Genomic DNA, 21,803 nt, shown 5'->3' with positions numbered 1-21,803 from the left:
AACCGGGAGAGAGATATGAAGACCCTTACCGCCTTGCTCGGCGCCGCCGCGATACTGGCGCTCGCCAACCCTGCCCAGGCCGCCACTGCCAAGCGCGGCACCTTCGGCAAACTCGCCGATGGCCGCCAGGTCGCCTCGGTCACGCTGTCCAACGCCCGCGGCGTGTCCGCCACCGTGATCGCCTATGGCGCCACCCTTCAGTCGGTGGTCACGCCCGATCGCACCGGCAAGCGTGCCGATGTCGTGCTCGGCTATGACAATATCGGCCAATATGTCGACAAGGGGCAGTATTTCGGCGGCACCGTCGGCCGCTTCGCCAACCGGCTCGACGCCGGCCGCTTCCAGATCGACGGCCAGACCTTCCAGACCCCGGTCAACGACGGCAAGAACGCGCTGCACGGCGGCACGGTCGGCTTCGACAAGGTGCTGTGGGAAGTCGTCTCGGTCGGCAACGGCCCCACCGCGTCGGTGACGCTGCGCTATGTCAGCCCCGACGGCGACCAGGGCTATCCCGGCACGATGACGGTGGATGCGATCTACTCGCTCGACGAAAGCAACAACCTGTCGATCGAATATCGCGCGACCACCGACAAGCCGACCATCGCCAACATCACCAACCACGCGTATTGGAACCTGTCGGGCGAAGGCTCGGCGAACGGCGCCATGGCGCACATGCTGACGATCCCGGCGAGCACGTTCCTGCCGACCGATGCCGGCGCGATCCCCAGCGGCCAGTTCAAGCCGGTTGCCGGCACCGTGTTCGACTTCCGCACCGCGCGTGCCGTCGGCGACCGTGTCCGCGACGCCAGCGACCAGCAGATCGTGTTCGGGCGCGGGTACGATCACAATTGGGTGATCGGCCGCGAAGTTACGCAGGGCCAGCATTTGATGGCGAAGGTCTATGATCCCGCCTCGGGCCGCGGCTTCGAACTGTGGTCGAACCAGCCCGGCCTGCAATTCTATTCGGGCAACTTCTTCGACGCGACCAGCCATGGCAAGTCGAACAAGATCTACCGCATGGGAGACGCCGTGGTGTTCGAGCCGCAGATCTTCCCGGATGCGCCCAACCAGAAAGGCTTCCCGAACGCGCGGCTGAACCCCGGCCAGACCTATCGCAACATCATGACCTACCGCCTCACCACCGGCGGCACCGCGGCGCCGAAGAAGCGCTGAACCCCTCAGGAGAGCCCATGACGATGATGATCCGCCGCACTTTCCTTCTTGCCGCCAGCGCGCTCGCGCTGACCGCGACGGTCGCTCCGGCCGATGCGCGCGACCAGTGGACCAAGGCGCAGGCCAATGGCTGGCACGCCACCCAGCCCTGGCAGATCGGCGCGAACTACACGCCCGCCACCGCCATCAACCAGCTCGAGATGTTCCAGGCGGCGACCTGGGATCCCAAGCGGATCGACCTGGAGCTTGGCTGGGCGCAGGCGATGGGCATGAACGTGATGCGCGTGAACCTGCACAACCTGCTGTGGGAAACCGACGCAGCCGGGCTCAAGCGCCGCATGAACGAGTTCATGACGATCGCGGCCAGGCACAACATCAAGACGCTGTGGATCTTCTTCGACAGCTGCTGGGATCCCAATCCCGTCGCCGGTCCGCAGCACCCGCCGATCCCGGGCGTGCATAATTCCGGATCGGTCCAGTCACCGGGCGCCGCGCGCCTCAAGGACGCGTCGCAGTACGGCAAGCTCGAAGCCTATGTGAAGGACGTGGTCACGACCTTCGCAAAGGACGACCGCGTCGTCGGCTGGGACATCTGGAACGAGCCGAACAATGGCGGCGGCGGCAACTACACGCCGACCCCGGACAAGAACAAATACGTCGCGACGCTGCTGCCTCGGCTGTTCGCCGTGGCGCGCGCCGCCAACCCGGTGCAGCCGCTCACCTCGGGCGTGTGGATCGGCGATCACTGGGACGACCAGAGCAAGCTCGACGCGGTGGAAAAGATCCAGATCCGCGAGTCCGACATCCTCAGCTTCCACGACTATAGCTGGCCGGAAAAGTTCGAGGAGCGCGCCAAGCAGATGCTGAGCTACGGCCGCCCGGTCTGGTGCACCGAGTATATGGCACGCGGCAACGGCTCGACCTTCGACAACACCCTGCCGATCGCCAAGAAGCTCAACATCGCGATGTACAATTGGGGGTTCGTCGACGGCAAGATGCAGACCCGCTTCCCGTGGGACAGCTGGAAGAAGCCCTACACCTATGAGGAGCCGACCATCTGGTTCCACGACGTGCTGCACTTCGACGGCAAGCCCTACCGCCAGGCCGAGGTCGACCTGATCAAGCGGATGGCGGCGGCGCCCAAGGGCGTGGTTCCGGCAGCCGCATACTGATGCGCGCCGTCCTGAATACCGCCCTCGCAGCGCAAGCTGCGGGGAAGGGGGACCGCGCCCGCAGGGCGTGGTGGAGGGGGCGCCTGGGGACCATCCTCCGGCGCAACTGGCTCCTGCCTGTTGCTCTCGCAGCGCTCGCCGCGCATCCGGCCCAGGCGCAAAACCGGTCGCTCTTCGCCGGCGCCGATCCCGACATCGAAGTCGCGGACGGACGCTACTGGATCTATCCCACCGGCGGCGAAGGGCTCGCCGCCTGGTCCTCGTCCGACAAGACGCAATGGAAGCGCGAGGAGCCGCTGATCCGGCTCAAGGACATCGCCTGGGTCCGCAACGACCGTGCGCCGATCCACTTTCTGTGGGCGCCGGACATGGTCCAGGCCAATGGCGGGTGGTTCTTCTATTACTCGGTCGGGCCGCAGAACCCGACTCCCAGCCGCATCGGCGTCGCGGTGTGCAAGGGCCCGGCGGGTCCCTGCACCGACAGCGGCAAGCCGCTGGTGAACGATGGCGGCAACGGGTTCGAGGCGATCGACCCGGCGGTGTTCGTCGATCCCAAGACCAAGACGCCGTATCTCTACGCCGGCGGCAGCGCCGGCCGGAAGCTGCGCGTCTGGGTGCTCAAGCCCGACATGGTGTCGATCGATCACGAAGTGCCGGTGGAAACCCCGCCCAACTTCACCGAGGGCGCGTTCATGCACGTCCGCAACGGCGTCTATTATCTGTCGTACAGCGCCGGGCAGTGGAACCACGGCAACTATCAGGTCCATTACGCGGTCGCGCTGTCGCCTACCGGTCCGTGGCGGTACGGCGGCGCGTTGCTCCAGGCCGACAAGACGTTCAAGGGGCCGGGGCATCACAGCTTCTTTACCGATCCCAAGGACGGCCAGTCGTACATCGTCTACCATCGCTGGGAGCATGTGGCCGGAAACGGCCCCTATGACGGCGAACGCCGCGTCGCGATCCAGAAGATCGCCTATCGCGACGACGGCGCGATCCTCCCGATCAAGATGAACTAGGCCGGCAGGCTTCCCCTCCAACAGTTCCCCGGCGAAGGCCGGGGAACTGATACACAGCGTATCGCCGCCAGCCCGGTTCGGAACCGCCAGACCCGCCCAAGCGTACGCCGCACCGTGCCCGAACCCACCCTTCTCTGGTTCCGCCAGGACCTTCGCCTTCACGATCAGCCCGCCCTCTGCGCCGCCGTGGCGGCAGGCGCGGTGATCCCGGTCTACATCCTCGACGACGATACCCCCGGTGACTGGCGGATCGGCGGGGCGCAGCGCTGGTGGCTCCATCACAGCCTGGTCAGTCTGGCCGAGAGTCTGGAAGCGAAGGGCAGCCGCCTGATCCTTCGCCGCGGCCCCGCCGCCGCCGTGCTTCGCGATCTGCTGGCCGAAACCGGCGCCGCGCGGATCCACGCGATCCGTCACCACGAACCCTGGTGGCGCCAGGCCGAGGACGCACTCGGCGATGCGCTGTGCCTGCACGAGGGCAACCATCTCGCCCCGCTCGAGCACATCACCACCGGTGCCGGGCAGCCCTACCGGATCTATTCGTCGTTCTGGCGCGCGCTGCAGCAGTTCCTCCCGCCCGAGACGCCGCTGCCTGCGCCCGAGCAGGTTCCGGCACCCGCCAAATGGCCGGCGAGCGACAGTCTGGACGACTGGGAGCTGCTACCCACCCGCCCGGACTGGGCGGCGGCATTCGCCGAGGATTGGCAACCGGGCGAAGCCGCCGCGCTGGAGAAGGCGGAGGACTGGGCCGGCAATGTCGAGCGCTATGAGGAGCAGCGCAACCTGCCCACGCAGGCGGAGGGCACGTCGCGCCTCTCTCCCCACCTTCACTTCGGCGAGATTTCTCCGCGCCAGCTTTACGCGCAGGTCAGCGGCGCCACCCATGCCGACAAGTTCCTCAAGGAACTCGCCTGGCGCGACTTCACCGACGGCGTGATCCGCGCGCTCCCCGACTATGCCAGCCGCAACGGCCGCGCCAAGTACGACGCCCTGCGCTGGCGCACCGGGCCCCAAGCCGCCGCCGACCTCAAGGCCTGGCAGGCCGGCCGCACCGGGTATCCGATCGTCGATGCGGGCATGCGCCAGCTCTGGGTCAGCGGCTGGATGCACAATCGCGTCCGCATGATCGCCGCCAGCTTCCTGGTGAAGCATCTGCTGATCGACTGGCGCGACGGCGAGCGCTGGTTCTGGGACTGTCTGGTCGACGCCGATTACGGCAACAACTCGGTCAATTGGCAGTGGATCGCCGGCACCGGCATCGACGCCAACATGTTCAGCCGGATCATGGCGCCGCTCTCGCAGTCGGAGAAGTTCGACGCCGGCGACTATATCCGGCACTGGGTGCCCGAACTTGCCGGGCTGTCCGACGCCGCGATCCACGATCCCGACGCCGCCGGCTGCCGCCCTGCGGCCTATCCGGCCAAGATCATCGGCCACCGCGAGGGGCGCGAGCGCGCGCTCGCCGCCGCCCGCGCGCTGGGCTGAGCCTCAGGGCTTGGCGGTCTCCGCCTGGCCGATCAGCGTCAGCACGTCGCCGATCAGCACCCGCATCGCCGCGCGGGCGCGCTCGGGATCGCGCGCGGCGATCGCGTCGCGCACCGCGGCATGCTCGGCCAGGCTGGCGGTGTGTCCCTTGATCCGGTTGGTGAAGCGGATCGAGCTGCGCAGCGCCGTGCTCACCACGTCGCGGAACTGGGCGTAGAACGGGTTCTCCGACGCACGCAGGATCGCGACGTGGAAGGCGATGTCGGCATCGAGTGAATCCTCCTCGCCGCGCTCCGCCGCCGCCATCCGGTCGAGCCCCAGCGAGATCGCGCGCAGATCGTCCTGGGTCGCCACCCGCGCCGCCAGCGCCGCCGCCTCGGGCTCGATCGCCACCCGCAGCTCGTTGAACTGGCGCAGCAGGTCGAGCGAGAATTTGCGCTCCAGCAGCCAGCGCAGCACGTCGGTGTCGAACAGGTTCCAGTTCTGCGACGGCTGCACCACCGTGCCCTGGCGCGGCCGCGCGCTCAGCAGCCCCTTGGCGGTCAGCATCTTCACTGCCTCGCGCGTCACCGATCGGCTCACGCCATGCTGCTTGGCAAGCTCCGCCTCGGTCGGGAACGCCTCTTGCTCGTAGCGCCCGGTGACGATCGCCCGCCCCAGGCTGTCCAACATGCCATAAGTGAGATTGCGGCCCAGCTGCGGACGCTCGTCCGCGCTCCCCAGGCTCGGATAGGTGCTGGCCATGCGTCGCTCTAAACCCTCTTCCATAATGCGTCGGTCGTCGTGCGAACCCGATTTTTGACACACGTTAGCGCCGTCGCGTCGCTGGACAAGGCAAATAAATACGATAAATGAACATGAGCGGCTGGAAAGGCCGCGTCATCATCGCGAAGAGTCCGGCTCGAACCGGCGGCGCGGGCACCACGGGGAAGGACGCCATGACCAGTCTCTCGCACATCGATCTGATCGTCGTGATCGCCTACGCGATCGGCATCTTCGGCCTGGCCCAATGGGTAAGCCGCGAGAAAGCGGGGCATGCCAAGGACACCTCGGACTATTTCCTCGCGTCCAAGTCGCTGCCCTGGTGGGCGATCGGCGCGTCGCTGATCGCCGCCAACATCTCGGCCGAGCAGATCGTCGGCATGTCGGGCTCGGGCTATGCGATCGGCCTGGCCATCGCCTCCTATGAGTGGATGGCGGCGCTCACGCTGCTGATCGTCGGCAAGTTCTTCCTGCCGATCTTCCTCAAGAACCAGATCTACACGATGCCGCAGTTCCTCGAGCAGCGCTTCGGCCCCACCATCCGCACGGTGATGGCGGTGTTCTGGCTCATCCTCTACGTGTTCGTGAACCTCACGTCGATCATCTGGCTCGGCTCGGTCGCAGTGACGCAGGTCGCCGGCGTGAACCAGGACGTCGCGCTCGTCGGCCTGGGCGCCTTCGCGCTGCTCTACCAGCTGCGCGGCGGGCTCAAGGCAGTCGCGCTCACCGACATCGTCCAGGTGACCCTGCTCGTCCTCGGTGGCCTCGTCGTCTCGTACCTCACCCTCACCAAGATCGGCGGCGATTCCGGCCTGCTCGGCGGGTTCGCCGAACTCACCCGCCGCGTCCCCGATCATTTCGACATGATCCTCTCGCCCGACAGCCCGCATTACAAAGAGCTGCCCGGCATCGCCGTGCTGGTCGGCGGCATGTGGATCGCCAATCTCAGCTATTGGGGCTTCAACCAGTACATCATCCAGCGCGCGCTCGCCGCCAAGAGCCTCCAGGAAGCGCAGAAGGGCGTGATCTTCGCGGGCTTCCTCAAGCTCCTCATGCCGGTGATCATCGTGCTTCCCGGCATCGCCGCAGTGGTGCTCGCGCCGCAGCTGACCAAGCCCGACCAGGCTTATCCGACGATGATGGCGCTGCTGCCGACCGGCCTGCTCGGCCTGGTCTTCGCCGCGCTGATCGCCGCGATCATCGCCTCGACCGCGTCCAAGATCAATTCGATCGCGACGATCTTCACCCTCGACATCTACGCCAAGTTCAAGGGCGTGCAGACCCGCGCCGAGGATGAAGAGGGCAAGGCGGCGTACGAGACCAGGCTGGTTCGCGTCGGCCGCATCGCCGCCGTCGTTTCGATCGTCATCGCGATGCTCACGGCGCGGCCGCTGCTCGGCAGCCTCGACCAGGCGTTCCAGTACATCCAGGAATTCTCGGGCTTCGTGACGCCGGGGATCACCGTGATCTTCCTGCTCGGCCTGTTCTGGAAGGGCGCGACCGAGGCCGGCGCACTGGTCGGCGCGGTCGCCTCGGTGCTGCTCAGCTTCCTGTTCTGGTTCCCGGCACAATATGGCGGGATCGAAGCGCTCAACGCGGTGCCGTTCATGAACCGCATGATGATCGTGTTCTTCCTGTCGCTCGCGCTCGCGGTGATCGTCTCGCTGCTCAGGCCGGTCCGCTCGGAGCAGAACCTGATCACGATGGAGGGCGTCAGCTTCCGGACCACGCCCGGCTTCAACATCGCGGCGGTAGTCATCATCGTGATCCTGATCGCGCTCTACGCAACCTGGTGGTGATCTGATGTCGGTGTTCGGTACGCGTTTCCTCGCCGTCGATTGGGGCACCACCAATCGCCGCGTGTTCCTGATCGAGGACGGGCAGGTCACTCGTACCGAGCGCGACGACCGCGGGGTGACTTCGGTCACGCCGGGCGACTTCGATCGCGAAGCGATCGGCATCCGCGAGCGCTTCGGCGACTTGCCGATGCTGCTCGCCGGGATGATCGGCTCCAACATCGGCTGGCAGGTCGCGCCTTATGTCGCCGCACCGGCCGGCGTGCCCGAACTCGCCGCCGGGCTGCTGTGGGTCGATCGCCGCACCGCGATCGTTCCGGGCATCTCCACCCTGATCGCCGGCCGTCCTGATGTGATGCGCGGTGAGGAGGTCCAGCTGCTCGGCGCCGTCGCCGCCGGCTTGGTTCCGCACGACGCGCTGCTCGCCCAGCCGGGCACCCATTGCAAATGGGTCTACATGGCCGGCGGCCGCGTCGCCGATTTCACCACTGCGATGACCGGCGAGCTGTTCGCATTGCTCAAGAAGCACGGCCTGCTCGCCGCGCAGCTGACCGGCGATGTCGCCCCGGGCGACGCCTTCCTGCAGGGCGTCGAGGAAGGCCGCCGCCGCGATCTCGCCGCGTCGCTGTTCGGCATCCGCGCCGCCAAGATGCTGGGCACGCGCGACGACCGCGACGCCGCCGCCTTCGCCTCGGGCCTGCTGATCGGCGCCGACGTCGCCGCGCGGCTCGAGACCAGCGGCCACGACACCGTCCACATCCTCGCCGATCCGATGCTCGGCGGGCTGTACGCCGCGGCGATTGAAGCCCAGGGCCGCACCGCCCATCTAGTCGACAGCCACGCCGCGTTCGTCGCCGGCATTAACGAGATCGCAAAGCAATGAGCCACATCCAAGCCTTCAACGACGCGTTCGCGCGCTGCCCGCTGATCGCCATCCTGCGCGGCGTGAAGCCCGATGAGGTCGAGGGTATCGGCGAGGCACTGGTCGATGCCGGCTTCACGCTGATCGAAGTCCCGATGAACTCGCCCGATCCGCTCGACAGCGTCGCCCGCCTGGCAAAGCGCTTCGAAGGGCGCGCGATCATCGGCGCCGGCACCGTGCTTCACGCCGATCAGGTCGAGGCGGTCCGCGCCGCCGGCGGCACCATGATCATCTCCCCCAACGCCAACCCCCAGGTGATCGCCGCCAGCGCCGCCGCAGGCCTGGTGTCGCTTCCCGGCATCGCCACCCCGACCGAAGCCTTCGCCGCGATCGACGCCGGCGCCACCGCGCTCAAGCTGTTCCCCGCCGAAGCGGCCACGCCCGGCGTCCTCAAGGCGATGCGCGCCGTCCTCCCCAAGGACATGCGCCTCCTCCCCGTCGGCGGCATCGCCCCCGACACCATGGATCCGTGGCTTGCGGCCGGGGCAGCCGGTTTCGGCCTGGGTTCGGCACTCTACAAGATCGGTCTCACCGCCGAGCAGGTAGGCACCAACGCCCAAGCCTTCGTTGCCGCACTGAAGTAGAGGCGAGCACGCCACCTCCTCCCTCGTCATCCCGGCCTTGAGCCGGGATCCCGCTTCTTCTTCTTCTGTGGGGCAAGGCGGCGGAACCCCGGCTCAAGGCCGGGGTGACGAAGGTCATGAAACGCCGCGCGCCAAGATCCTCCCCCGGAGGGAGGGGGACTGCTCGCGAAGCGAGGGATGGAGGGCGCACCGCAAGCACCCGCCCGCAGCCACCCTCCCTTCGCTGTCACCCCGGCCTTGTGCCGGGGTCCACCGGACGGCAGGCGACAGACAAGCGGCGAAAGGACATCCCTGGCGGGCAGGTGGACCCCGGCACAAGGCCGGGGTGACAGAAGAGGGTTACGCGCTCGCGTCTGTGCGCTCTCTCCGTCTTTGCGCGACCCCCAACGGTGCTTTCGCGTGAATCGCCCCGCGAAATCCCCCTCCGGGGGAGGGTCTCAGAAAACTCTACTGCGCCTCCGGCCCCATCAGCGCCGGACCATCTGCCCGCGCATCCAGCATCGAATCCGCCCCCAGCGTCCGGTACAGCGTCACCAGGTTGCTCGCCTGCGTAAGTCGCGTCGTCACCAGCGTCCGCCGCGCCGAATATAGCGAGCGCTGCGCGTCCAGTGTCGACAGGAACGGATCGATCCCGCCGCGGTACCGCGCCTCGGCCAGCCGGAACGTGTCCGCCGCCGCCTCGGCCTGCGCCCGAGTCGCGCGCAGCTGCTCGGTGATCGTGCCGCGCCGCGCCAACCCGTCGGCCACTTCGCGGAAGGCGATCTGGACGGTGCGCTCATACGCCGCGACCGACGCCTGGCGCTGTGCCTCGGTCAGCCGCACGCCGGCCCGCGCCGCGCCTGCGTTGAAGATCGAGTAATTGGCGTTGGCGCCCCCCGACCAGGTGAACGCGCCGCCACGGAACAGCCCGGCCAGCGCATCGCTCGCCAGCCCCAGCACCCCGGTCAGCGTGATCCGCGGGAACAGCGCCGCGCGCGCCGCGCCGATCTCGGCATTGGCGGCGCGCAGCGTATACTCCGCCTGCACCACGTCGGGCCGTCGCAGCAATACCTGCGAGTCCACCCCGGCCGGAAGTTCGCTTACGCCCGGCGCCGCCTCATCGATCGACCGCGGCAGCAGCATCTCGGCGATCGGAATGCCGACCAGCAGCTGGAGCGCGTTGACGTCCTGCGCCAGCGCCGTCGTCTGCACCGCCACGTCCGCGCGCGCGCCTTCCAATATCTGCTCGGCCTGGCGCAGGTCGGTGCGCGGCGCGATCCCGCCCTGCAGCCGCGCGCGGGTCAGCCGCACGCTGCGCTCGGCACTCTGCGCGGTATCCTGCGCGATCCCGAGCAGGCTCTTGTCGGCGGCATAGGTCAGCCATGCGTCGGCGATGTCGCCGATCAGCGTCAGTCGAGTCGCCCGCGCCGCCGCCTCGGTCGCGAAATAGCGGTTCTGCTCGGCCTCGGTCAGCGACGCGATCCGCCCGAACAGATCCAGTTCGAACGATGTCACGCCGCCATTTGCGGAGAAGCGCGTGCGGGCACCCGATCCCGAGGCGCTGCTGACAACTGTGCCGGTGCTTCCGCCGGTACCCGTACCGGTTCCGCCCGTACCACCCGTTCCCGTTCCGCCGGTGCCCGTTCCGCCGGTGCCCGTTCCGCCGGTGCTCCCGGAGGGACCCGACAAGCTGCCCGATCCGCCCGACACCGTGCCGCCGGCCCCGACGCCCACTTCGGGCAACAGGTCGGCCCGCTGGATGCGGTACTGTTCGCGCGCGATCTGGATGTTCGCCGCCGCCACCCGCAGGTCGCGGTTGTTGACCAGCGCCTGGCGGATCAACCCCTGCAACCGCTGGTCGCGGAAAATGTCGGTGTAGGTCACCGCCGGCAGCGCCGCCTCGCTCTGGCGGAGATAGGCGTCGCCCAGCGGCCAGCTCGGCGGCACCGGCGATGCGGGCCGAACATAGTCCGGCGCCATCGACGTGCAGCCCGCCAGCAGCAGCGCGGCAAGGGCAGTTACGCCCACCGTCATCCCGGCCTTGTGCCGGGATCCACCGTGCGGCTGGAGGAAGGACAAGAGGACAGAGCCTTTCGATCGCGGGCCGGTGGACCCCGGCACGATGGCCGGGGTGACGGGAAGGGGAGTGCGTGCGGGCCGTGTCATGCCGTTGCCTCCGGGCGGTTGCGGCGGCCGCGTTCGCGGATCGCCTTGAGGCCGTCGCGGACCCCGCGGCGCACCAGCACGAAGAACAGCGGGATGTAGAAGATCGCCAGCACCGTCGCGGTGATCATGCCGCCGATCACCGACGTGCCGATCGCGATGCGGCTATTAGCACCCGCGCCGGTCGAGATCGCCAGCGGCAGCACGCCGAAGATGAACGCCAGGCTGGTCATCAGGATCGGCCGAAGCCGGATGCGCGCCGCCTCGATCGCCGCGTCGATCACGCGCTTGCCTTGCTTCTCGGCCTGTTCGGCGAACTCGATCATCAGGATCGCGTTCTTCGCCGCCAGCCCCATCGTCGTCAGCAGCCCGATCTGAAGGTACACGTCGTTCTGGAGCCCACGCAGCGTCACTGCGAAGATCGCGCCGACCAGGCCGAGCGGGATGACCAGCAGCACCGCCACCGGGATCGACCAGCTTTCGTACAGCGCCGCCAGGCACAGGAACACGACCAGCAGCGAGATGCCGTACAGCAGCGGCGCCTGGCCCGAGGACAGCCGCTCCTGATAGGACAGCCCGGCCCATGCGACGCTGGTGCCCGGTATCTGGCGGGCCAGCTCTTCCATCCGGGTCATCGCCGCGCCCGAGCTTTCGCCCGCCGCCGCCTGGCCCTGGATCTCGAACGCCGGAATGCCCTGGAAGCGCGACATCGTCGTCGGCGCGGTCGACCAACTGGTCCGGGCGAAGGACGAGAACGGCACCATCTGCCCGGCCGCGTTGTTGCGCACGAACCATTCGTTGATGTTGCCCGGCGCGGCGCGGAACGGCGCATCGCCTTGGACATAGACGCGCTTCACCCGGCCGCGATCGATGAAGTCGTTGACGTAGCGCCCGCCCCAGGCGGTCGACAGCGTGTTGTTGACGTCGCCCTGCGCCAGACCCAGCGCCGCGAGCTTCTGCTGGTCGACATCGACCTTCAGCGTCGCGACGTCGGGAAGATCGGACAGGCGGACCTGCGCCAGCATCGGATCGGCATTGGCCGCGGCGAGCAGCTTGTCGCGCGCGGCGACGAAGTCTTCGCGGCTCATCCCGCTGGCGTTCTGCAGCTCCATGGTGAAGCCGGTCGACTGGCCGAGGCCGCGGATCGCCGGCGGCACCAGCGAGAAGACCTGCGCGTCGCGGAAGTTGCGGAACGCGCCCGATGCACGCGCGACGATCGCCTCGGCGGCGTTTTCCTTGCCTTCGCGCTGCGACCAGTCGGCCAGGTTGAGGAAGCCCTGGCCGGTATTCTGGCCGCTCGCCCCGCCACCGCCGCCACCGCCGGTGACGGTGAAGGTGGTGGTGACGTTCTTGGCTTCCTGCTCGCGGAAATAACGCTCGACCGCCAGCTGGACTTCCTGGGTGCGGCTCTGCGTGGCACCGGCGGGCAGGCGGAACTGCACCAGGGTCGCGCCCTGGTCCTCGGTCGGCAGGAAGCCGGTGGGCAGCCGCACGAACATCATCACCAGCAGCGCGCAAGCCGCGGCGTAGAGCAGCAGGAAGATCCACTTGCGGTCGACCACCTTGGTCACCGCGCCGACATAGCGCTCGGTGCCGCGCTCGAACCCGCGGTTGAACTTGCCCCGCGCGCCTTCGAAGAACCGCCCGACCCGCGGGAAGCGCCGCTCGACCCAGCCATTGCCATGCTCGCTCTTCTTCTTGAGCAAGGTGGCGGTGAGGGCAGGGGTCAGGATCAGCGCCACCAGCACCGACAGCACCATCGCCGCGACGATCGTTACCGAGAACTGGCGGTAGATCACGCCGGTCGATCCGCCAAAGAACGCCATCGGCAGGAACACCGCCGAGAGCACCAGCGCGATCGCCACCAGCGCCACCTGGATCTGCTCCATCGACTGGATCGTCGCCTCGCGCGGGGTCAGGTCGGGATTCTCCTCCATCAGCCGCTCGACATTCTCGACCACCACGATCGCGTCGTCGACCAGCAGGCCGATCGCGAGCACCAGCCCGAACAAGGTCAGCGTGTTGATCGAGAAGCCCAGCGCATAGAACACCCCGAACGTGCCCAGCAGCACCACCGGCACCGCCAGCGCCGGGATCAGCGTCGCGCGCCAGCTCTGCAGGAACACGAACATCACGATCACCACCAGGATGATCGCCTCGATCAGCGTCTTGCCCACTTCCTCGATCGACAGCTTGATGAAGCCGGTGGTGTCGTTGGCATAGGCGTATTTGAAGCCCGCCGGGAAGCTGCGCGCCGCGGCCTCGACCTTGGCCTTGACCAGCTCGGCGGTCTCCAGCGCGTCGGCGCCCGGGGCCAGGCTGATCGCCACGCCCGCGCCGGGATGCCCGTTGACGCGGCTGACCGCATTGTAGCTCTCCGCGCCCAGCTCCACCCGCGCCACGTCCTTCAGCAGCACATTGGCGCCGCTGGTCTCGGTCTTGAGGATGATCTGCTCGAACTGCTCGGGCCGCTGCAGCCGCGACTGCGCGGTCACCGTGGCGTTGAGCATCTGCGCGCTCGGCTGCGGCTGCCCGCCGATCTCGCCCGCCGCCACTTCGGTATTCTGGTTCTGGATCGCGGTGATCACGTCGCCCGGCATCAGCGCATAGCTCGCCAGCCGGTCGGGGTTCAGCCAGATCCGCATCGCATAGGGCGCGCCGAACACATTGGTGTCGCCCACCCCCGGCGTCCGCGCCAGCGCGTCCTGCAGGTTCGACGACAGCCAGTCGGACACGTCGACATTGGTGCGCTTGTCGGTCTCGTCATACACGCCGACGATCAGCAGGAAGTCCGGGTTGGACTTGGTGACCCGCAAACCCTGCTGCTGCACCTGCTGCGGCAAGCGCGACAGCGCCTGCTGCACCTGGTTCTGCACCTGCACCTGGGCGATGTCGGGATCGGTGCCCTTTTCGAAGGTCGCGGTGATCGTCACCTGCCCGCGCGAGGTCGAGTTGGAGCTGAAATACAGCAGCCCGTCGATGCCGGTAAGCTGCTGCTCGATCACCTGGGTGACCGAATTCTGCACCGTCTCCGCCGACGCGCCGGGATAGGTCGCCCGGATGTTGACCTGCGGCGGCGCGACGTCGGGATATTGCGCGATCGGCAATGCCATGATCGCGCCCACGCCCATCAGCATGACGATGATCGCCAGCACCCAGGCGAAGATCGGGCGGTCGATGAAGATCCGCGACATTTAGTTGCTCTTCGACTGGCCGGCGTTGCCACCCGCGGCCCCGCCGCCGCTGCCGCGCGGCCCGCCGCCGCCCTGGGTTCCCGCCTGGCCGCCACCCTTGGGCGCCTGCAGCTTCTGCGGCGTGTTCGCCGGCACCGGCCGGATTTCGGCATCGGGGCGCAGATTGGCGGTGCCCTGCACGATAACCTTGTCGCCCGGCGCCAGTCCCTGGGTCACCACCCAATAGGCGCCCTGGGTCCGTTCCGCGACCACCGTCCGCGCCACCGCGCGGTTGCCCGGCCCGACGACATAGACCGTCGCCGCGCCCTTGGGATCGCGCGACACGCCCGCCTGCGGTACCAGGAACGCCTGGGTATCGATCGACTGGGCGAACTGCGCGCGCACGAACATGCCCGGCAGCAACAACCCTTCCGGATTGGCGAAGCGCGCACGCAGCGTCACCGTGCCGGTGTTCTGATTGACCACCACTTCGGAAAACTCGACCGTCCCGGTCCGCCCGAAATCGCTGCCATCCTCCAGCACCAGCCGCACGGTGGCCGATCCCGGGATCGCCCCGCCTTTGGCCAGCGCCTTGCGCAGCGCCAGCATGTCCGCGCTCGATTGCTGGATGTCGACGAAGATCGGGTCCAGCCGCTGGATCACCGCCAGCGGATCGGCCTGGTTGGTCGTCACCAGCGCGCCCTCGGTCACCAGCGAGCGGCCGATCCGGCCGGTGATCGGCGCGGGCACCTTGGTGAAGCGCAAATTGATCCGCGCGGTCTGCACCGCGGCATTGTTCTGCGCGACCGCGGCGTTGGCCTGCTGCGCCTGCGCGGCGACGTCGGTATATTCCTGCTGGCTCACCGCCTCCATCTGCGCGAGCGGGCGATAACGCTGCGCCCGGATGCGCGCGGCACTGGCATTGGCCTGCGCGCTCTGCAGGTTCGCCTGCGCCTGCGCGGCCTGCGCCTGATAGATGCTGGGATCGATCTGGTAGAGCGTCTGCCCGGCCCGCACCACCGATCCTTCGGTGAAGAACCTTTTCTGCAGGATGCCCGCCACCTGCGGCCGCACCTCGGACATCTGGTACGCGGTCACCCGCCCGGCCAGCTCGGTCGTCACCGGCACGCTGCTCGGCTGCACCACCACATAGCCCACCTGCGCCGGGCCGCTCGGGCCGCGCCCGCCGCCCTTCTGCGCGGGATCCTTGCTGCCCCCGCACGACGCCAGCAGCGACGCCGCCGCCAGCAAAAGGACCGTGGATCGGCGGCGGCTCGTCGAATGGGGATGCTGCAAGATGTTCTGACCCGCTCTGCTGGCCCGCACAGGGCAAAATTCAGTGAGGAAACAACGCCCATAGGGCGCTGGGTGGCAGGCATCTACAGCATAAATGTATCAGGATGTGTCAGGCTATTGGCACGAAAAGACAAAAGGCCGCCTCCTGGGGGGAGACGGCCTTTCCATTGCCTAGCCGCTGCGGCGAGCGACTATGTCTACTTATGCCTTCAGGCGAAAAGTGCGCCGAAGCGAACTGAAGCCTTGGGCGCCGCGAGCGGCATGGTGCAATGAGACATCAGATCACCTCCTTCCATGTTGTTGAACTCGAACAGGAATATGGGCGCGCGGAACGCGATGTGAAGGGGCTTCTAAAGATTTCTTCTTCCTCGCTCCCCTCCCTGCAAGGGAGGGGCTGGGGGTGGGTGCGCGGCGAAGCCGCGCTCCTGCCGGTCGAGCGAAAGCGAAGCCCGGGGCATCGAGCCCCGGCCTCCGCCAGACCCACCCCTCTATCCCCTCCCTTTCAGGGAGGGGGAAAGTCCTTCGCATCCCCTCTTCCCGCCCGCCTGCAAACCCCGTATCAGCCCGCCCCAAATGGCACGCATCGAAACCCCCAAGCGCATCCGGGGCACCCAAGACATCTTCGGCGAAGAGCAGCGCCGCTTCGCCACCGTGCTCGACGCGTTCGATCGCGTCCGCCGGCTCTATTGCTTCCAGCGGCTGGAGATCCCGATCTTCGAGGCGACGAACGTCTTCGCCCGCTCGATGGGCGAAACGTCGGATGTGGTCTCTAAAGAGATGTACACTTTCGAGGATCGCGGGGGTGACTCGATCACTCTGCGCCCCGAATTCACCGCCGGCATCGCCCGCGCCTACATCACCGAGGGCTGGCAGCAATACGCGCCGCTCAAGCTCGCCACCTCGGGCCCGGTGTTCCGCTACGAACGCCCGCAAAAGGGCCGCTTCCGCCAGTTCCACCAGATCGACGCCGAGATCATCGGCGCGCCCGAGCCCGCCGCCGATGTCGAGCTGCTCGTCCTCGCCGACCAGCTCCTCCACGATCTGGGCATCCACGAAGGCGTCACGCTCCAGCTCAACACGCTCGGCGACGCCGAAACCCGCGACGCCTGGCGCACTGCGTTGGTCGCCCATTTCGAAGCGCACAAGGGCCAGCTGTCGCAGGACAGCCTGACGCGTCTGGAAAAGAACCCGATGCGCATCCTCGATTCGAAGGATCCCGGCGACCGCGCCGTCGCCGACAGCGCCCCGGATATCGACGCGTATTTGACCGAGGAAGCCGCAAGCTTCTTCAAGGCAGTGACCGACGGCCTCGACGCCGCCGGCGTCGCCTGGACCCGCAACAGCCGCCTGGTCCGCGGCCTCGATTATTACCGCCACACCGCCTTCGAATTCGTCACCGACCGCCTCGGCGCGCAGGGCACCGTGCTCGCCGGCGGCCGCTATGACGGCCTGATCGGCTCGCTCGGTGGCCCGGAAACCGCCGGCGTGGGCTGGGCAGCCGGTGTCGAACGGCTCATGTGGCTTGCGGAGTTGCGCGAGGATCAAAGTGATCGACCTATTGCCCTTATTGATGAGAGCGGTCGTTCTGATGTCGAGCTGATTAGAATAGCCGCAGCTCTTCGTCGCGCCGGCCTTTCGTTTGCGGGACCATTCAAAGGTAAGCCAAAGCGCCAGTTTGAATTAGCACAGAAGGCGAATGCGAGAGCGCGTATCAGTCTCCGGCGATGGGAGCCCAACGATGTCGTCACGCCTGAAGATCTAGCGGCTGATGATCCAGCAATCGCAACCATCCGGTATGCGTCCGACGCAGAGGTGGACGGTGAGTTGAGCAAGCGCATTTACGAGGCGCTGAGTGGGGCTTTCGAAGCGGCTCCAGCTGCAGGCTCTGACGGAATAGTGCTGTTACGGCCCAAGTCGCTATGATCTCCATCCCCGCCGACCGCATCGCCGCGATCGAGGCGCGCCGCGACGAGTTGCAGGCGCAGATGGCGACCGGCGACTTGCCCGGCGACCGCTTCGTCCAGGTCTCGAAGGAATATGCCGAGCTCGAGCCCGTCGCGGTCGCCGCCGGCGAAGTCCGCCGCCTGCGCGCCGAAACCGAATCGCTCCAGGCGATGGCGCAGGACAGCGACGAAGAAATGCGCGCCATGGCCAATGAGGAGCTGCGCGCCAATCACGACGCGCTTGCCAGCGCCGAGCGTGGCTTGGCCCTCTCGCTGCTCCCGCGCGACGCCGCCGACGAGCGCCCGGCAATGCTCGAAATCCGCGCGGGCACCGGCGGCGACGAAGCCGCGCTCTTCGCCGGCGACTTGCTGCGCATGTATCAGCGCTATGCCGAGCGGATGGGCTGGCGGATCGAACTGATCTCGGCCAGCAGTTCCGAAGCCGGCGGCTTCAAGGAAGTCGTCGCCTCGGTCACCGGCACCGGCGTGTTCGCCAAGCTCAAGTTCGAGAGCGGCGTCCACCGCGTCCAGCGCGTCCCCGCCACCGAAGCCGGCGGCCGCATCCACACCTCCGCTGCCACCGTCGCGGTCCTGCCCGAGGCCGAGGATGTCGATTTGAAGATCGACGAAAAGGACCTCCGCATCGACATCTTCCGCGCCTCCGGGCCGGGCGGGCAGGGGGTCAACACCACCGACAGCGCCGTGCGCATCACGCACTTGCCCACTGGCACGATCGTGATCCAGCAGGACGAACGCTCGCAGATCAAGAACAAGGCCAAGGCGATGAAGGTGCTCCGCACCCGCCTCTACGAACGCGAACGCGAACGCCTCGCCGCCGAGCGCACCGGCGCCCGCCGCTCGATGGTCGGCTCGGGCGACCGCTCCGAACGCATCCGCACCTACAATTTCGGCCAGGGCCGCGTGACCGACCACCGCATCAACCTGACGCTGCATCGCCTCCCCGAAATCCTCGAAGGCGAACTCGACGAACTGATCGGCGCCCTGATCGCCCAGGACGAAGCCGACCGCCTGGCCCAGCTGGATGGGTAACCTCAATCCTCCCCCGGAGGGGGAGGGGGACCATGCGCAGCATGGTGGAGGGGTATTCTCCGCAGGCGACATCGCCAGTGGATAGCTACCCCTCCGTCAGCCCTTCGAGCTGCCACCTCCCCCTCCGGGGGAGGATCCGAAAGCCGCAAACCGCTTGCCTCTAGTTGCGCGTGGATGAAAGAAGCCGCAAACTTCAAGCGGGCAGAAGAAGAAGCGGGATCCCGGCTCAAGGCCGGGATGACAGAGGACAGCGAGGGCTGCCAGGCACAACACATTCTCCCTCTCTCCGCTTGCGGGGAGAGGGCAGGGGAGAGGGGCACGACGTCCGACCCCTAGAATCGCCTGAGCCAACTTCCACCTCCCTCTCCCCCGCCTCCCTTCTCCGTCACCCCGGCCTTGAGCCGGGGTCCCGCTTCTTCTGCCGGCTCAACATAGCGGGACCCCGGCTCAAGGCCGGGGTGACAGGAAGACTGGAGCTCAATCCGAAAGATGGCGAAGAAAAGGCCCTGCTTCTCCCTATCCCCGTCCGACACTGGTAGGGGGAGAGGGGCATGACATCCAATCCAAGCGACTCGCCCGCGGCAGACTCCCCTCTCCCCAACCCTCTCCCCGCGAGCGGAGAGAGGGAGTGCGGTCAGCCCTAGCGGAAGCGACTCGCCTCCTAACCAACATCACCCCAACCCCCCGCCTCGACGCCGAACTCCTCATGGCGCACGCGCTCGGCACCACCCGCGACGACCTCCTCCTGCGCCATCTGGACGCCGCCACTCCCGCCGGCTTCCCCGCATTGCTCCAGCGCCGCCTCGCGCACGAACCCGTCGCCTACATCACCGGCACCCGCGCCTTCTGGACCATCGACCTCGAAGTCGGCCCCGGCGCCCTGATCCCGCGGCCCGACAGCGAAACCCTGCTCGAAGCCGCGCTGGAGCATTTCGCCAGGCGAACCCCGCGCACGATCCTCGATCTCGGCACCGGCCCGGGCACGCTGCTGCTCGCCGCGCTCGACCAATGGCCCGACGCCGAGGGTCTCGGCATCGACGCTTCCGAACCGGCGCTCGTCTATGCCCGCCGCAATGCCGAGCGCCTCGGGCTCGCGCCCCGCGCGGCCTTCCGCCTCGGCGACTGGACCGGGGGCCTTGCCGGCCAGTTCGACCTAATCCTCGCCAACCCGCCTTATATCGGCACGCGGGAAGCGCTCCCGCGCGAGGTGCGCGACCACGAACCCGCCTCGGCGCTGTTCGCCGGCGCCGACGGGCTCGACGACTATCGCCGCATCGTTCCCGCGCTCCCCGGCCTGCTCGCGCCGGGCGGGTGCGCGCTGCTGGAGATCGGCTGGACCCAGGCGGAAGCGGTCTGTGCGCTCGCTGCCCAACATGGGTTGGCTACCCAGCTGTACCGCGATCTTGGCGACCGTCCCCGGGCGGTGCGGCTCACTTGAACCGGCTATTTGGCACCCCATATTTCCACTTGGAGATCGATGCTGCACCGGCTAAGAACGCGGACGGGGCAAAGCAACTTCAACCACGTCAGATTACGTCGTTGAATTTTGGGGCGATCGCCCCCTCCAAGTCATGCGTGCCGCTGCAGTCCGGCGGCCATGGCAGACGGCAGGAACCGGTGTTTCCGGGGCTTGCCGCGAGTGTAACGTGCATCCGGGACCGCTGATGGATCGACGGACGGCTTAGGTAGACAGGACAAACAGACCTTGATGAACAATCGTCAGCCTAACGGCCGCCGTCGCGGCCGTGGTGGTCAGCAGCAGCGCCCCGGTGGCGGCAATTCGAACCAGGGCAATGGCAGTCGCATCGACAATCGCGCGCGGGGCAATGCCGCCCAGCTGCACGAAAAGTACAAGAACCTGGCCTCCGACGCGCAGCGCCAGGGCGACCGCGTCAACACCGAATATTACCTCCAGTTCGCCGATCACTATTTCCGGGTGCTGAGCGAAACCCGCTCGCGCTTCGAGGAGCAGAATCAGCAGCGCCGCCCGCGCGACGACATGGACGGCAACGACGACGATTTCGGGTTCGAAGGCGACGGCAACGACCAGCAGCAGCAGCCGCAGCAGCAGCAGGAACCGCGCCAGCAGCGTGAGCCTCGTGAGCAGCGCGAACCGCGTGAAGCACGCGAATCGCGCGGCGAAAACCGCGAAAACCGTGAATATCGCGAGCGGGAACCACGCGAGAATCGCGAAGGCCGCGACACTCGCGATCGCCGCAACGGCTATGCCAATGGCAATGTCGCCAACCCGCAGCCAAACGGCCAAGCCCTTGTGGAAGCAGCGGAATTCTCCGAGGTTCAGGCTCCGGCCGAGGTTCGTGACGAGGCCGAGCGGCCCCGCCGCACCCGTCGCCCGCGCCGCGACGAGGCCGTTTCGGCTCCGCTCGCGTCGGATAGCGGCGAGGGGCTGGATCTCGCGGTCCTGCCGCCCGCGCTCGGCGACGTAGTGTCGGCGCAAGTGTCTGAGGAAGAACCGAAAAAACCGCGCCGCCGGCGCACGCCGCGGGCTGAGGACGCCGAAGCCCCCGTCGCCTGACGCCCTTCGCGCCCTTGTCGCGGGCGTCAACAAGAAGCTCCATTTGATCGGCGGCTGGGCTCAAGCTCAGTCGCCGATATCTATTTGGTCCCTAAGCGGATCCTCGACTCGATCGTCATGCCCGCTGCCCGACGACAGGAACATCAGTCCCATCAGCGCCGCGGTCAGCATGATCGTCAGGAACACGCCCAGGAACGTCGCCGTTGCGGTCACCCAGTCGAGCCCGCCCAGCGACCAGTAGAGCGCCAGCTCCGCAAGTCCCGTCGCCAGCAGCGCGGCACCCGTCATCCACCACAGGATCCGCTTGAACCGCCCCCAGGCGAAGGCAGCGTAAGTGGGATCGTCCAGGTCTTGCTCATGCTCGGGCATGGCTTTGCAATTGCGCCCGAATCATGGGAGAAACAACCGCCTCAGATGTAAGGTGGAGTCGGCCAATGACCATCGCGGCGATCCTCGAAGGCAAGGGGCACGACGTCGTCTCGATCGACGCGGAGCGAACGGTGACCGAAGCCGCCGCCCTCCTGTCCGAACGCCGCATCGGCGCTGTGCCGGTGATGCAGAACGGCGAAGTCGCCGGCATCTTCTCCGAACGCGATGTGATCCATTGCTTGGCGAAGGACGGCGCCGCGGCGCTCGGCCGCCCGGTGCGTGACGTGATGACCGCCCCCGCGATTACCGTCACCCGCGTCGAGTCGGTTCTCGCCGCCCTCGCGCTGATGACTCGCCGCCGCATCCGCCACTTGCCGGTGGTCGAGG

General features: G+C 67.5%; 17 protein-coding genes (1 of these 17 running past the window's edge). 12 read left to right on the top strand and 5 right to left on the bottom strand.

Annotated features, from left to right (window positions below; translation table 11 throughout):
- Nucleotides 1–15 precede the first annotated feature (15 nt).
- The 4 genes from LZ586_RS08320 (at nucleotide 16) to LZ586_RS08305 (ending at nucleotide 4,843) form a co-directional block, all read left to right on the top strand.
- Entirely contained in the window at nucleotides 16–1,173 is a 1,158-nt protein-coding gene (locus LZ586_RS08320) for an aldose epimerase family protein (protein WP_235079452.1), read from the top strand.
- A gap of 26 nt (nucleotides 1,174–1,199) precedes the next feature.
- Nucleotides 1,200–2,345, top strand: a complete 1,146-nt coding sequence (locus LZ586_RS08315) for a cellulase family glycosylhydrolase (RefSeq protein ID WP_235079761.1) — start codon at nucleotides 1,200–1,202, stop codon at nucleotides 2,343–2,345.
- On the top strand, nucleotides 2,345–3,361 hold the full coding sequence (locus tag LZ586_RS08310) for a family 43 glycosylhydrolase (protein ID WP_235079451.1): 1,017 nt from the start codon (nucleotides 2,345–2,347) through the stop codon (nucleotides 3,359–3,361). The genes LZ586_RS08315 and LZ586_RS08310 overlap by 1 nt, the downstream gene beginning before the upstream one ends.
- A 114-nt stretch (nucleotides 3,362–3,475) precedes the next feature.
- Nucleotides 3,476–4,843 carry a cryptochrome/photolyase family protein gene (locus LZ586_RS08305; RefSeq protein WP_235079449.1) on the top strand — a complete coding sequence of 456 codons (1,368 nt, stop codon included), beginning with the start codon at nucleotides 3,476–3,478 and terminating at the stop codon, nucleotides 4,841–4,843.
- A gap of 3 nt (nucleotides 4,844–4,846) precedes the next feature.
- Here LZ586_RS08305 and LZ586_RS08300 read toward each other — a convergent pair whose 3' ends face one another.
- On the bottom strand, nucleotides 4,847–5,587 hold the full coding sequence (locus tag LZ586_RS08300; protein ID WP_235079448.1) for a FadR/GntR family transcriptional regulator: 741 nt from the start codon (nucleotides 5,585–5,587) through the stop codon (nucleotides 4,847–4,849).
- A 194-nt stretch (nucleotides 5,588–5,781) separates the two neighbouring features.
- Here LZ586_RS08300 and LZ586_RS08295 point away from each other — a divergent pair, with 194 nt between their 5' ends.
- The 3 genes from LZ586_RS08295 to LZ586_RS08285 are packed head-to-tail and all read left to right on the top strand — an operon-like array spanning nucleotide 5,782 to nucleotide 8,907.
- Complete coding sequence (locus LZ586_RS08295) at nucleotides 5,782–7,404, top strand: sodium/sugar symporter (protein WP_235079760.1); 1,623 nt, start codon at nucleotides 5,782–5,784, stop codon at nucleotides 7,402–7,404.
- Nucleotides 7,405–7,408: 4 nt separating this feature from the next.
- A complete protein-coding gene (locus LZ586_RS08290; protein ID WP_235079447.1) occupies nucleotides 7,409–8,284 on the top strand; it encodes a 2-dehydro-3-deoxygalactonokinase in 876 nt (291 codons plus the stop codon).
- On the top strand, nucleotides 8,281–8,907 hold the full coding sequence (locus LZ586_RS08285) for a 2-dehydro-3-deoxy-6-phosphogalactonate aldolase (RefSeq protein WP_235079442.1): 627 nt from the start codon (nucleotides 8,281–8,283) through the stop codon (nucleotides 8,905–8,907). Before LZ586_RS08290 ends, LZ586_RS08285 begins: the two co-directional genes overlap by 4 nt.
- Before the next feature lie 447 nt (nucleotides 8,908–9,354).
- Here the strand turns inward: LZ586_RS08285 and LZ586_RS08280 are convergent, their stop codons facing one another.
- The 3 genes from LZ586_RS08280 to LZ586_RS08270 form a co-directional block, all read right to left on the bottom strand.
- Nucleotides 9,355–10,920, bottom strand: a complete 1,566-nt coding sequence (locus tag LZ586_RS08280; protein ID WP_235079759.1) for an efflux transporter outer membrane subunit — start codon at nucleotides 10,918–10,920, stop codon at nucleotides 9,355–9,357.
- 128 nt (nucleotides 10,921–11,048) lie between these two features.
- On the bottom strand, nucleotides 11,049–14,243 hold the full coding sequence (locus tag LZ586_RS08275) for an efflux RND transporter permease subunit (RefSeq protein ID WP_235079441.1): 3,195 nt from the start codon (nucleotides 14,241–14,243) through the stop codon (nucleotides 11,049–11,051).
- On the bottom strand, nucleotides 14,244–15,521 hold the full coding sequence (locus LZ586_RS08270; protein WP_413777331.1) for an efflux RND transporter periplasmic adaptor subunit: 1,278 nt from the start codon (nucleotides 15,519–15,521) through the stop codon (nucleotides 14,244–14,246). It abuts the gene before it with no gap.
- Between the two features lie 570 nt (nucleotides 15,522–16,091).
- Between LZ586_RS08270 and hisS the strand changes: the two genes are divergently transcribed.
- The 4 genes from hisS (at nucleotide 16,092) to LZ586_RS08250 (ending at nucleotide 21,047) form a co-directional block, all read left to right on the top strand.
- A complete protein-coding gene (gene hisS / locus LZ586_RS08265; RefSeq protein WP_235079438.1) occupies nucleotides 16,092–17,441 on the top strand; it encodes a histidine--tRNA ligase in 1,350 nt (449 codons plus the stop codon).
- Nucleotides 17,438–18,511 (top strand): peptide chain release factor 1, encoded by a 1,074-nt coding sequence (gene prfA / locus LZ586_RS08260; protein WP_235079436.1) that lies wholly within the window; start codon nucleotides 17,438–17,440, stop codon nucleotides 18,509–18,511. Before hisS ends, prfA begins: the two co-directional genes overlap by 4 nt.
- Nucleotides 18,512–19,139: 628 nt before the next feature.
- Nucleotides 19,140–19,949, top strand: coding sequence for a peptide chain release factor N(5)-glutamine methyltransferase (prmC, locus tag LZ586_RS08255; protein WP_235079430.1), 810 nt, complete (start codon nucleotides 19,140–19,142; stop codon nucleotides 19,947–19,949).
- Nucleotides 19,950–20,219: 270 nt separating this feature from the next.
- On the top strand, nucleotides 20,220–21,047 hold the full coding sequence (locus LZ586_RS08250; protein WP_319938052.1) for a DUF4167 domain-containing protein: 828 nt from the start codon (nucleotides 20,220–20,222) through the stop codon (nucleotides 21,045–21,047).
- A gap of 66 nt (nucleotides 21,048–21,113) precedes the next feature.
- Here LZ586_RS08250 and LZ586_RS08245 read toward each other — a convergent pair whose 3' ends face one another.
- Nucleotides 21,114–21,416: a hypothetical protein gene (locus tag LZ586_RS08245; protein WP_235079426.1), complete on the bottom strand. Its 303-nt coding sequence runs from the start codon at nucleotides 21,414–21,416 to the stop codon at nucleotides 21,114–21,116.
- A gap of 65 nt (nucleotides 21,417–21,481) precedes the next feature.
- On the opposite strand from LZ586_RS08245, the gene LZ586_RS08240 reads away from it, so the two are divergent.
- Nucleotides 21,482–21,803: the 5' portion of a CBS domain-containing protein gene (locus LZ586_RS08240; protein ID WP_235079425.1), read on the top strand. The gene runs 107 nt beyond the window's last position; the window shows 322 of its 429 coding nt (coding positions 1–322); its start codon is at nucleotides 21,482–21,484; its stop codon lies beyond the right edge, outside the window.

Source organism: Sphingomonas sp. S2-65, assembly GCF_021513175.1.
In the GTDB taxonomy this organism is placed as follows: domain Bacteria; phylum Pseudomonadota; class Alphaproteobacteria; order Sphingomonadales; family Sphingomonadaceae; genus Sphingomonas.
This window is presented reverse-complemented; position numbering and strand designations above follow the sequence as displayed.

Bases quoted from the DNA above. Each gene is read 5' to 3' on its own strand.
- LZ586_RS08320 (WP_235079452.1), top strand. From the start codon at position 16: ATGAAGACCCTTACCGCCTTGCTCGGCGCCGCCGCGATACTGGCGCTC.
- LZ586_RS08315 (WP_235079761.1), top strand. From the start codon at position 1,200: ATGATCCGCCGCACTTTCCTTCTTGCCGCCAGCGCGCTCGCGCTGACC.
- LZ586_RS08310 (WP_235079451.1), top strand. From the start codon at position 2,345: ATGCGCGCCGTCCTGAATACCGCCCTCGCAGCGCAAGCTGCGGGGAAG.
- LZ586_RS08300 (WP_235079448.1), bottom strand. From the start codon at position 5,587: ATGGCCAGCACCTATCCGAGCCTGGGGAGCGCGGACGAGCGTCCGCAG.
- LZ586_RS08295 (WP_235079760.1), top strand. From the start codon at position 5,782: ATGACCAGTCTCTCGCACATCGATCTGATCGTCGTGATCGCCTACGCG.
- LZ586_RS08290 (WP_235079447.1), top strand. From the start codon at position 7,409: ATGTCGGTGTTCGGTACGCGTTTCCTCGCCGTCGATTGGGGCACCACC.
- LZ586_RS08285 (WP_235079442.1), top strand. From the start codon at position 8,281: ATGAGCCACATCCAAGCCTTCAACGACGCGTTCGCGCGCTGCCCGCTG.
- LZ586_RS08280 (WP_235079759.1), bottom strand. From the start codon at position 10,920: ATGACGGTGGGCGTAACTGCCCTTGCCGCGCTGCTGCTGGCGGGCTGC.
- LZ586_RS08275 (WP_235079441.1), bottom strand. From the start codon at position 14,243: ATGTCGCGGATCTTCATCGACCGCCCGATCTTCGCCTGGGTGCTGGCG.
- hisS (WP_235079438.1), top strand. From the start codon at position 16,092: ATGGCACGCATCGAAACCCCCAAGCGCATCCGGGGCACCCAAGACATC.
- prfA (WP_235079436.1), top strand. From the start codon at position 17,438: ATGATCTCCATCCCCGCCGACCGCATCGCCGCGATCGAGGCGCGCCGC.
- LZ586_RS08250 (WP_319938052.1), top strand. From the start codon at position 20,220: ATGAACAATCGTCAGCCTAACGGCCGCCGTCGCGGCCGTGGTGGTCAG.
- LZ586_RS08245 (WP_235079426.1), bottom strand. From the start codon at position 21,416: ATGCCCGAGCATGAGCAAGACCTGGACGATCCCACTTACGCTGCCTTC.